8 protein-coding genes are annotated in these 12,391 nt (G+C 35.0%); 2 read left to right on the forward strand and 6 right to left on the reverse strand.

The window, feature by feature from the left end; translation table 11 throughout:
* Nucleotides 1-138: 138 nt before the first annotated feature.
* The 6 genes from purL to AABL85_RS14800 all read right to left on the reverse strand — a co-directional run bounded on the left by purL (nucleotide 139) and on the right by AABL85_RS14800 (nucleotide 9,204).
* A complete protein-coding gene (gene purL, locus AABL85_RS14775; protein WP_341310657.1) occupies nucleotides 139-3,810 on the reverse strand; it encodes a phosphoribosylformylglycinamidine synthase in 3,672 nt (1,223 codons plus the stop codon).
* A 149-nt stretch (nucleotides 3,811-3,959) separates the two neighbouring features.
* Nucleotides 3,960-4,724 (reverse strand): glycosyltransferase family 2 protein, encoded by a 765-nt coding sequence (locus AABL85_RS14780; protein ID WP_341310658.1) that lies wholly within the window; start codon nucleotides 4,722-4,724, stop codon nucleotides 3,960-3,962.
* 55 nt (nucleotides 4,725-4,779) lie between these two features.
* Nucleotides 4,780-5,523, reverse strand: a complete 744-nt coding sequence (locus tag AABL85_RS14785) for a glycosyltransferase family 2 protein (RefSeq protein ID WP_341310659.1) — start codon at nucleotides 5,521-5,523, stop codon at nucleotides 4,780-4,782.
* Between the two features lie 51 nt (nucleotides 5,524-5,574).
* Nucleotides 5,575-7,443 carry an LTA synthase family protein gene (locus AABL85_RS14790; protein WP_341310660.1) on the reverse strand — a complete coding sequence of 623 codons (1,869 nt, stop codon included), beginning with the start codon at nucleotides 7,441-7,443 and terminating at the stop codon, nucleotides 5,575-5,577.
* Between the two features lie 77 nt (nucleotides 7,444-7,520).
* Nucleotides 7,521-8,336 (reverse strand): 2,3,4,5-tetrahydropyridine-2,6-dicarboxylate N-succinyltransferase, encoded by an 816-nt coding sequence (locus tag AABL85_RS14795; RefSeq protein WP_286396161.1) that lies wholly within the window; start codon nucleotides 8,334-8,336, stop codon nucleotides 7,521-7,523.
* A gap of 31 nt (nucleotides 8,337-8,367) precedes the next feature.
* Complete coding sequence (locus tag AABL85_RS14800; RefSeq protein WP_286396164.1) at nucleotides 8,368-9,204, reverse strand: NAD(P)-dependent oxidoreductase; 837 nt, start codon at nucleotides 9,202-9,204, stop codon at nucleotides 8,368-8,370.
* Nucleotides 9,205-9,402: 198 nt separating this feature from the next.
* Here AABL85_RS14800 and AABL85_RS14805 point away from each other — a divergent pair, with 198 nt between their 5' ends.
* A complete protein-coding gene (locus AABL85_RS14805; protein WP_341310661.1) occupies nucleotides 9,403-10,266 on the forward strand; it encodes a helix-turn-helix transcriptional regulator in 864 nt (287 codons plus the stop codon).
* A gap of 998 nt (nucleotides 10,267-11,264) precedes the next feature.
* Nucleotides 11,265-12,386, forward strand: a complete 1,122-nt coding sequence (locus tag AABL85_RS14810) for an efflux RND transporter periplasmic adaptor subunit (RefSeq protein ID WP_286414581.1) — start codon at nucleotides 11,265-11,267, stop codon at nucleotides 12,384-12,386.
* Nucleotides 12,387-12,391: the final 5 nt, after the last annotated feature.

Here is a 12,391-nt window from a genome sequence, read left to right on the forward strand (position 1 = left end):
ATTTTTAAAAATATACAATTCAAATTGTTTAATTCAAATTATATATTAAATCAAAGAAAGTTATAGGTTTTAAAATTTACTAATATAAAGAAGGGCTGTTTTTTTAAGACAGCCCTTCTTTAGTAATAAACTATTTGATTATTTAGCGTTGTTTTCTTCAATCCACTCGCGTGCATTAACGAATGCTTCCATCCAAGGAGAAACTTCATCTTTTCTTCCTTCTGGATAGTTAGCCCAGTGCCATTGGAATAATGAACGCTCGATGTGAGGCATCATTACTAAGTGGCGTCCTGTTGTATCACACATCATAGCAGTGTTAAAGTCAGAACCATTAGGGTTAGCGGGGTAAGCGTCATACGCATACTTCGCTACGATATTGTATTTATCTTCTGTCTCAGGTAAGTTGAATTTACCTTCACCATGAGAAACCCATACTCCTAAAGTACTTCCTGCTAAAGTAGAAAGCATGATAGAGTTGTTCTCTTGAATAGTTACGGAAGTAAAGATACTCTCGTGTTTTTGAGATTCGTTATGTTGCATCTTACCGTGTACCTCGTGCTCTGGATTGATTAGCTCTAATTCCATGAACAACTGACATCCGTTACAGATACCTACAGATAAAGTGTCTTTACGAGCAAAGAAGTTTTTCAATGCTGTATTTGCCTTCTCATTGTACATAAATGCACCAGCCCATCCTTTTGCAGATCCTAATACGTCAGAGTTAGAGAATCCACCTACAGCTCCGATAAATTGGATATCTTCAAGCGTTTCTCTACCTGAAATAAGGTCTGTCATGTGAACGTCTTTTACATCAAAACCAGCTAAGAACATTGCATTAGCAACCTCTCTTTCTGAGTTACTACCTTTCTCGCGGATAATAGCTGCTTTAGGTCTTGGTTTAGAAGCGTCAACTACAGGTTTTTTACCGTCAAACTGAGTTGGGAAACTGAAGTTTAAAGGTTGTACTTTATAGTTGTTATAACGATCTGCTGCCTTGTTATTCTTTGTTTGTTTTTGGTCTAATAAGTAAGACGTTTTCATCCAAGTATCTCTAATAGCTGGTACGCTAAATGCAAAGTGATCTGCTCCATTAGTGAATGATACTTTCTCATCAGTAGTAACCGTACCGATCTTAACAGCTACAACTCCTTTAGCAGCTAATGCTTGTTCTAAAGTAGCGTCGTCTTTAGCTTGAACGATAAGCGCGATGTTTTCGTTAAACAATGCTTTTACGGTGTCTTTCTCGTTAAGAGCAGTCAAGTCATATTTAGCACCTAAGTTCACATCTGCAAACGTCATTTCTAAAAGAGAAGTAACTAAACCACCACTTCCGATATCGTGTCCAGCAGCGATTTGTTCGTTAGCTACTAATTCTTGAATAGCATTGAATGCATTTTTAAAGTAAGCCGCATCAGTGATAGTAGGAACCTCTTGACCAATCTTGTTTAGTACTTGTGCAAAAGAAGAACCTCCCAATTTGAAGTTATCTTTAGACAAGTTGATATAGTAAATAGAACCAGCGTTTTTCTTTAAAGTAGGTTCTACTATTTTAGTAATATCTGTACAGTTTGCTGCAGCAGAGATAATAACCGTACCAGGAGCGATAACTTCATCGTTAGGATATTTCTGCTTCATTGATAGAGAATCTTTTCCTGTTGGGATATTGATTCCTAATTCGATAGCAAAGTCCGAACACGCTTTTACAGCTTTGTATAAACGAGCATCTTCTCCAGCATTGTTACATGCCCACATCCAGTTTGCTGATAAAGAAACGTTTTTGATACCTTCTTTTAGTGGAGCCCAAACGATATTAGATAAAGCCTCTGCGATAGCATTTCTACTTCCTGCAGCAGGATCTACGATAGCTACTACAGGAGCGTGTCCTACAGTAGTTGCGATACCTTCTTTACCTTTATAGTCAAGTGCCATAGCACCTAAGTTATTTAATGGCAATTGTAATGGGCCTGTACATTGTTGTTTAGCTACACGACCTCCTACACAACGGTCTACTTTATTTGTCAACCAATCTTTAGAAGCTACAGCCTCTAATTGTAACAATTGTTTTAAGTATTCTTCTACTTTTGATACAGAGTAATCTAAATCAGCATACACACGGTTGATTGTTTGATCATCCATGATTGTCTTAGGAGAGCTTCCGAACATATCTTCGATAGCGAAGTCCATTGGTTTATCTCCTTTTGTTTTAGATTCTATCGTAAAGCGGTGATCATTAGTAATCTCACCTACAGTGTACATCGGAGCGCGTTCTCTTTCTGCAATTCTCGCTAAAGTATCGATGTCTTTTTGACCGATTACTAATCCCATTCTTTCTTGAGACTCATTACCGATAATTTCTTTAGCAGATAGAGTAGGGTCACCTACTGGTAGAGCATCTAAGTTGATATTTCCACCTGTTTCTTCTACTAATTCAGAAAGACAGTTTAAGTGTCCACCTGCACCGTGATCGTGAATAGATACGATAGGGTTATGTTCAGCCTCTACCATTGCACGGATAGCATTAGCAGCGCGTTTTTGCATCTCTGGGTTAGAACGTTGGATAGCGTTTAACTCAATTCCTGAACCGAAAGCACCTGTATTTGCTGAAGATACTGCTGCACCTCCCATACCGATTCTGTAGTTCTCACCACCTAAGATCACCACTTGGTCACCTTCAGTTGGTTTGTGTTTTAAAGCTTGGTCTAATTTACCGTATCCAATACCACCAGCTTGCATAATCACTTTGTCAAACCCTAATTTACGAGCGTCTTCTTCATGCTCGAATGTAAGGATAGACCCTGTGATTAAGGGTTGCCCGAATTTGTTACCAAAGTCAGAAGCACCATTAGAAGCTTTGATTAAGATATCGATAGGCGTTTGGTATAACCATGCTCTTTCGTCCATTGCTTGTTCCCATGGACGGTTTTCTTCTAAGCGAGAGTATGACGTCATATAGATAGCAGTACCTGCTAACGGCAATGAACCTTGCCCACCAGCTAAGCGGTCGCGTATCTCTCCTCCAGATCCTGTAGCAGCACCATTAAAAGGTTCTACAGTAGTAGGGAAGTTATGCGTTTCTGCTTTTAATGAAATAACAGAATCAAACTCAGTCTCTGCATAGAAGTCAGGTTTGTCTGCCGATTTAGGAGCAAACTGCGTTACTTTAGGTCCTTTGACAAAAGCAACGTTATCTTTATAAGCCGAAACAATATCATTAGGATTTGTCTCAGATGTTTTTCTAATTAATTTGAATAGAGAAGTAGGTTGCTCTTCTCCGTCGATGATGAAGGTACCGTTAAATATTTTGTGACGGCAGTGTTCTGAGTTCACTTGTGAGAATCCGAATACCTCAGAGTCTGTAAGTTTACGTCCCAATTTAGTCGCTAAGTCATTTAGGTAAGTAATCTCTTCATCGTTTAAAGCTAAACCTTCTTGTGCGTTGTATTTAGCGATGTCCTCAATGTAGTTAATTGCTTCTGGAGCAATATTGATTGCAAAGATGTCTTGGTGTAGTGTTTCGAACTCTTGTGATAACATTGGATCGAATGCTTCACAGTCTTCTGCTTTTACGAACTCTTCAATGCGAATAATTCCAGTGATTCCCATATTTTGAGTAATCTCTACAGCATTCGTACTCCATGGAGTAATCATCGTAGCACGTGGACCGACAAATTTAGCGTTGATTGTTTTCTCGTTGATGTGCTTGGCATTGCCAAATAACCAGTTTAACTTTTGGATATCTTCATTAGATAAGTTGTTCTCCACTTGTACTGTGTAGAACTTTCTCGAAGGGTTTTCGAAAAAATAAATCATTGCGTTAAGAATATTTAGTTGTTGTTGTAATGCACAAAAATAGGTTAAAAAAACAATATTTTAAAACTTAATATCCTACTCTTAATTTTTAATTCAATAAACTCATTTTAACAAAGAAAGATTATAGACACCCCTATAATCTTTCTTTGTTATGATTTGATATTATTTCTTAACATCCATAGTTTTACATATCTAAGGAAGGTTGCATAACTATTTAAAACAGATAATATTAATCCTGGTATTCCATCTCTAAATCCTTGTTGAATAAAATAGTGCTTTAAGAACCTAAAGGATGGTTTAAGAATAAAATGATATAGTGTTAACTTGCCTGTTCGCTTATTATAATCCTCTGCTTGTAGAGTTGCATATTGATTAAGTTTCTGCATATGAATGTCAAATCCTCTATATGTATTATGATATAATTTGTTTTTTAAAAAGCCTATAGTACCGTTTACGACTAAGTTCTCATGAACATAGTTTTTATATGAACATTTGTGCTTATTAAATAGACGGATAACTTTGTCTTTCTGATATCCAGAATAACGTATAAGTTGATTAAAAAAGTAGTTCGATCTATATACCCAATAAGCTTCGTGATTATTTATGTTATCGTTATTTATTAAGGTATGTATTTCTTGTTGAAGGTCTTCTGTTAATTGCTCATCTGCATCTAATAATAATATCCAATCATTTTTAGCATGAGGTATAGCATAATTCTTTTGATTCGAGAAGTTGTCAAATTTGCGTTGTATAACTTTTGCCCCTAAGCTTTCAGCAATGCTTACGGTATCGTCTTGACTATAAGAATCTATAACTATAATTTCACTGACAATGTCTTTAGCAGATAAAATACACTGTCTAATCTTGTCTTCTTCATTTTTAGTCGGGATTAAAAGAGTCAATTTATTGATCATCGTAATAATTTAAATGATGAATGTATTTAGTAATAGTAACAGAATAAAACCTGCTTTATTGCTTATGTAAGTTAATTAATTTGGTATACTTCATAAATGAAAAGAAAGATTGAATTAGAGCAAATGCAAGGCCATCTATTCCATTAAAAATCCCTTTTTTAAAGAAATAACATCTAATGAAGGCTACAATACCGTTTAAAACAGGTTTAAATGAAGAAACTTTTTTGCCTTCATCAAATAGTTGTTGTGCAGCCCAAGTAGAATACTGATTTTTTTTATCTATAACTTGTTTATAAGAGCTCCATCCATAGTGTAAAATATGGACGTTGATATTCTTTTCATTTGTTGCTATAATATGTTGGTGAGCCATATGATCTGAAGGATAGGCTGTTTTTTTATTGAAAAAACGAATCTTTGAATCAGGATACCACCCAGAGAAGTTAATTAACTTATTTCCTAAAAAGTTTTTGACTCTGAATTTATAAGCATCATAAGTATTATTCTCATAAGATTTTTTCGAAATGAAAGTTAATGCATCTTGATCCAAAAATTCATCAGCATCTAAGTTCATAATCCAATCGTTTTTACAATATTGTAATCCATAAGTTCGCTGGGGACCGTCGCCTAGGTATGCTTGAGAATAAACTTTAGCTCCTTTATTTTTAGCTATTTCCACTGTTTTATCTGTACTATTTGAATCTATAATGATTACTTCTTCACAATATTGAAATAATGAATCTAAACATTTTCCAATGTTTTTTTCTTCGTTAAATGTTATTACAAGTCCACTAATTGCCATGATCTATTTGTTCTCTAAAGATAATTGTTAAATGGTAAGGTTATTATAATATTATTTCACAGTCAATTGATTGTTTTTAACTCTAGAGTTAAAGGACTGTATATATGCTTTGATGAATTTTTCCATCTCTTCTCTTTTTGCAGTCTCTGTATTCATCAGGTTTTGCTTTAGTAGAGGGTCTTTCTTCCAGTTGTATAGACCTAAGGTTTTCTTCCCGTCAAAAGCTAAGTAATAATCTCCTTTTTCATAGTTATAGATATTGTCTAAGTAGTTTACTACAAAGTCTTGATCAGATTTATAAGATTTACCATAAGTAATAATCTTAGTATTAATCTGGAGATAATCCATTAAACTTGGTAGGATATCGATCTGTTGGAAGTTCTTCTCTACTTTTTCAGTTGTTATACTAGGATCATTAGGGGCAAAGAACAAGATAGGAATACGGAATTTACCTACATTCGTCTTCCATTCATCTTCTATTGGTTCTGCACAGGTATGGTCTGCTGTGATGATAAAAATAGTATTGTTATACCACTCTTTAGTCTTCGCAGTTTCGAAGAACTTTTTAAGAGAATAATCAGCATAGGCGATAGACTCGTGTATATCTGCTTCTCCTTTAGGGAACTTACCTTTATATTTCTCTGGGATAGTATATGGGTTATGTGACGAAATCGTGAATAGAGTTGTAAAGAAAGGCTTCTTGAATCGGTCTAATTGTTTGATATAGAACTGTAAAAACTCTTCATCAAATACCCCCCAAGTTCCGTCAAATGCATCAGGACCTTCGTATTCGTTCTTTCCATAATATTCATCAAAACCTGCTACATTAGCATATTGATCGAAGTTTTGACTACCGTTGAACGCACCGTGGAAGAACGCAGTGTGATATCCATTTTCTTTTAATATTTTAGGTAGTGTATATACATCGTTTAATGCATAGCTAGACGAAATAAACGTTCTATTCATTAAGCTAGGAATACTAGAGATAGACGATGGTACAGCATCAATAGATACTTTACCATTAGCGAATGCATTTTCAAAGAAATGACTATTCTGCGCTAGCGAATCCATAAATGGAGTCAATCCTCTATGCATCGTTTCTCTACCAAAGCTTTCAACGATTAACAAGACAACATTCTTTTTATTAATACTGTCGTATTTAAACTCTTGTACAGGATTAAATACCTGGTCTAGTTCAGCCTCTGTATAGAAGTTGACCTCTTCTAAGCTTTCGTTTTTACCCATTGTTTTTAATACTGAGAATGGAGTGTTTAAGACTAGAGCTGTATTTTTTAATCCTCCATATTGAGATGCATCTACCAGACGAATAGGTTTGCGTTGTAATCCACCACGACCTAATACTAGCATGATCCCTATCACTAATACCATCACCACAGTGTCTTTAATATTAAATCTACTGTTTATTATTTTATAATTTATCTTTCTATAGATCAACCAGAATATTAAGAAAGATAAGAACATATAGACAGGTATCCACCAGTAGTCTACGATGAAGTTTTTTAATAATCCTGGTAATTCTTGTTCCATACCGGAAGCTGTGATAAATGCATAAGAACTACGTCTACTGATAAATCTAAAGTATTCGTAATCTACGAAGTTTAGACATAGTATGAATATATTCACTAAGTAGAAACTGTAAAATAAGAACTGCTGATATCCTTTGTTATTTTGAAATTTACCAGGGAATAGATGTAGTAAGGCGAATACGATATTAATAAACCCTAGTGCAGCTAAGTCAAATCGTACACCTCCAAGAAATATTTTTAAATCCCATGGGTCTAATAAGTGTGAATTGTAAAAATAAAAACCTACTCTACATACTTGATAGAAGAAGAAGATTAAAAGAAATCTTTTAAAGAATAGGATACAATTTTGAGAAAATAATTTACTCATAATCAATAATAAAAACTTTTTTTAATAAATAAAAACAGAGCACAAAAGTACTCTGTTTTACGTTAATAATGATATACTTATTTTTACACTGCTACATTGTATTCTCTTAAAGCATCATTTAGAGATGTTTTAAGATCTGTAGATGGTTTTCTCTGTCCGATGATTAATGCACAAGGTACTTGGAACTCACCAGCAGGGAATTTCTTTGTATACGAACCCGGTATCACTACAGAGCGCTCTGGTACATATCCTTTTATTTCTTTAGGAGTATCTCCTGTTACATCTATAATTTTAGTAGACGCTGTCAGTACCACATTAGCACCTAATACAGCCTCTTTCCCTACGCGAACACCTTCTACTACGATACAACGCGATCCGATAAATGCATTGTCCTCTATAATAACAGGAGCTGCCTGTAGGGGTTCTAGTACTCCTCCGATACCTACACCTCCAGACAAGTGTACGTTCTTTCCAATTTGTGCACAAGACCCAACAGTAGCCCATGTATCTACCATCGTTCCTTCATCTACATAAGCACCTATATTCACATAAGAAGGCATTAATATCACACCTGAAGAGATATATGCTCCATGACGAGCCACAGCATTAGGCACTACTCTGATTCCTTTCTCAGCATAATTCTTTTTCAGAGGCATTTTGTCGTGATATTCAAAGATACCAGCTTCTAAAGTTTCCATCTTTTGGATAGGGAAGTATAGTACCACTGCCTTTTTTACCCATTCATTGATTTGCCATTCTGTTCCCTTAGGTTCAGCTACACGCAATTTACCACTGTCAATCAGCTCTATAACTTCACGAATAGTATTTTGAGTGTTCTGATCTTGTAAAAGTGAGCGGTCGTCCCACGCTTTTTCGATTACTTCTTGTAAGTGCGTCATCTGTATTAGATTGAGGTTTGTTAATATATAATTATTGAATAGCTTTGATTACCGCCATTAAGTCTTGTTCTGCTAATCCTTGTTCACTAGCCTTTGCATAGGCTTGTTCTGCAGCCTGTGTCAGTGCAGTATCCCATCCTGCCTCTTGTGCTAAGCGAATGTCCTTTAGCATAAATTTTAGTGGAAATGCAGCAGGATAATCATCGCTTAGTATGGCAGAGGTCTTTATCTTACTCATACCAGAGCCACATGCACTATCATTTACGATAGCTGTCATCATCTCTCTATTTATTCCATTCTGCTCAGCGAATAGCACAGTCTCAGCTAACCCTTGTACTACTACAGACATATAGTAGTTAATGGCTAATTTAGCTTTACTACCACTACCTGATTCTCCTAAGTAGTAATGACTTTTTCCCATAACCTCGAAGTATGGTATAGCACGTTCGTAGACTGATTTATCTCCACCTACTAAGAATAGTAGTGTACCATCTACAGCAGGCTTTACACTTCCTGATACAGGAGCATCTAGATAGTATCCTCCTTTATCTTTTATGCTCATGGCTAATTTTTCTGCTAAAGAAGGAGAAATCGTACTGCTATTAATGAAAATTTTATCTTTAATAGTCGTGTGAATGCGATCAAAAGTATCTTTTACTATGTCATCATTAGGTAGGGTTAGAAAGATAACGTCTGACTGACTAATAATATTATCTAGGTCATTGATTCCCGTAGCTCCTTTTTCTTCAATAATTGCTTTTGAAGTTTGATTTCTATTGAAAAACAGTACATTATAATTATTGTTTAAAAGATTGTTGACCATAGGTATTCCCATGTTTCCAAGTCCTATCCAGCCTATTGTTTTCATATCTTTTAATTTAAGAATTCTACTGTGTTAAAATTATAAAGCAAATATAGGAATAATTTTTTTTTTAACAGTTTTTGAACCTATAGAGTTCTAGGTTTTATATGAATAATTTAAGTGAGATTAATGATGATGGCAGAAAAATAAAAAAAGTATTTTATGGTCAACTTTTTTATCTTTGCTAATAAGCTAGTGTAGAGAATGAAGGACATAAAATGGGAAACCTTAGATCGCTTAAAAAGTAGTTTCAAAGAATTAGAAACTCAGGAGCATTATATCTATATGCCATTTATTAATCTAGCGTATTATCCAGCAGAGCCTTACCGATCTAATTACTATGGAATAGGGCTTCTAGAAGAAGGAGAGATTACTTTCTATATCGATCTTACAGAATATACTATCCAGGCGCCTGCTATTATTTTTGCAGATACTACATCTATTAAGAGATGGGATAAGACTCGTCGTACCTATGAGATGATGACCATCTTATTCTCAGAAGATTTTTTACAAGATAAGTTAGTAGAGAATAATGTACTCGCTTCTTTTTCAGATTTATCTAGTCTAGGGGGGTGTGTCACCCAGTTAGATCCTAAAGAATTTGAGAGTTTTAAGACTATGTTTAAGGTCATAGACCTCTATCATAATTCGAAAAACGCATTTCATACAGAGGTCATCAGAGGAGTGATCTACAGTATGATTAACGAAGTAGCTTATCTGTATGAGAAATACGGCAATGTGACCAAAAGTTTACATAAACTAGCTCTCAAGTTTAGAGAAGCGGTAGGTAAGCACTGTAAAGAGCATAGAAGTGTACAGTACTATGCTGATTATCTTCACGTCCATCCTAAGTATCTAAGTCAAGTAATTTCAGCAGAAACGGGATTAACTGCTAGTGAGTGGATTCAAAACCAAGTAGTCTTAGAAGCTAAAATCTTATTGCAGGATCAGAACCTTTCTATAGGCAGTATCGCAGAGATACTCCACTTTAGTGATCAGAGCACTTTCGGCAAATACTTTAAGAAGTATAGCGGTGTCAGTCCTAGTGCTTATCGGGATAGTCTATAAAGGTAATTTACTTATAAGAACACAAGTTCTTTTTATCGATAATAGTATTGCTCTTTTATAGCGTATCACATTCTTGTTATAAGAAATAAGAATGCATTGCCAATTAATCGAAGCCCATTGCCTTCTTTTCTCTAGTTCTCCATTTTGTTAACCTATTTATTGAATATTGTGAATGATCATTAAGTGATTCACAATCTAATACTATACCTTTCTTTCATTTTCAATTGTTGATAAATAGGTGGAGAATAAAAGAAGCATCCCTCGACAAAGACTATCTTATCTCCACCATTCTCGTGGTATTCTCCATGTATTGTCGAAGCAATAAGTATGAATACTAGACTATATAAGGGGGAAGAGTGTATAGGACTTCATTAGATAAAAAATGATGTAGAATGCAATGTGTTGATTATTATGTTGTTGGTTGTTTTTGCTATTTAAAAAAAGTCAATCTCTTTTTTACTATTTATAGATAGAATTAGCTTAATAGGTTTCTTTTTAGAAAAAATAGAGGTTACAAAAGTGTTCTATTGCTATAAATAGGTAGTAATAAGTATACAATTTTAAAAAAGTGCTTTTCGTTTTTTACGGAAGGTAAAGAAGAGGTGTAAGTGGCTAAAACTTACTTATTGGCTAAAATTAACTTATTTAGAACGATTATAGTTAAATGTTTATAATCCGACATTTTGAACATCTATACCGTGTTATAGTGCTTGTGTGCTAGTGCTCATTGATAGAATTTTGCCTCATGTTAATAGTAGCCTAATGGCTGTGTGTTATATTCTTTTATATGCTAGTGCATAGTGTAGTAGGAAAGAGGAATAATGTGTTTTGTACTTAAGGAAGATACTTCTTGATTTCTATAATCTTACCTTTTGACTAAAAAATCTACTTTTTACCCCTTTACCTCACTTTGTTTAGATAATACATTTGTCATGTGTTAGGATAGAAGTAAAACTACTAATTAACGCAATAGTTCAATCAATAATAAATAGTTAAAGATGAAAAAAACATCTACTTTTTTAGGTCTTACTACAATTGCTTTATTATGGGCATGTCAAGATAAAAAGCAAGAAGGAGAATGGGGAGGAGACGGTCAAGTCGAGCAGTACCCAGTACTTTCAATAAAAACGGAGAAAACCAATTTATTTACAGATTATCCAGTGGTGTTACAAGGGATAAAAGATGTGGAATTGCGTCCAAAGATTGATGGTTTCGTTGAAGCAATCTATGTGGATGAAGGGCAAACGGTCAAAAAAGGACAGCCCTTATTCAAAATCTACGCTCCACAATATCACGAAGAAAGTGTGGCGGCGGTGGCTTCAATAAAAAATGCAGAGGCAGAGCTAAACAACGCTCGTATGCAGGTGGCAAAAGCTAAACCGTTAGTGAGTGAGGGTATTATCAGTAACTATGAGTTAGAGTCTGCAGAGTATGCATTAAGAAGTAAAGAAGCACAATTAGCACAAGCTAAAGCGAACTTAAATAGTGCACAGGCTAATGTAGGATATACACAAGTGGTAGCTCCTTTTGATGGAGTGATAGGATTGATTCCTTATAAAGTGGGAGCATTGGTAAGTAGTGCTTCTCCAGAACCTCTAACTACAGTATCTGAGATAGGAAGTATCAATGCTTACTTCTCTATGAATGAAAAAGAGTTTATTGATTTTATTCAAAAAGGAGGAGAACAAACTCTAGAACAGAGATTAGCTAGTATGCCTGAAGTATCCCTTTTATTAGCGAATGGAAGCGAGTACAATCAGAAAGGAAAAATAAATACTGTAAGTGGACAAGTAGACCCTCGTACTGGGAGTGTGAACTTCAGAGCTGTTTTTGCTAATCCGCAAGGGATATTGAGAAGTGGAAATAGTGCTACTATTCGTGTACATGAGAGTGTAGACGCGGCTATCTTGGTTCCTCAGAAGGCGACTTTTGAAGTACAAGGGAAACGCTTTATTTATGTTGCTAATGCAGAAGGGGTAGTAACCAGCACAGAAATTTCGGTTATGGAAAAGGTGCCTTCAAGTCAATACTTTGTAGTGACAAGTGGGTTAAAACCTGGAGACAAAATCGTAAGTGCAGATATTGGAGGACTACGTGAAGGAATGAAGATTAAAATGTAATAGAG

The sequence above is a fragment of the Myroides odoratimimus genome (assembly GCF_038039805.1).
Taxonomy (GTDB): Bacteria; Bacteroidota; Bacteroidia; order Flavobacteriales; family Flavobacteriaceae; genus Flavobacterium; species Flavobacterium odoratimimum_B.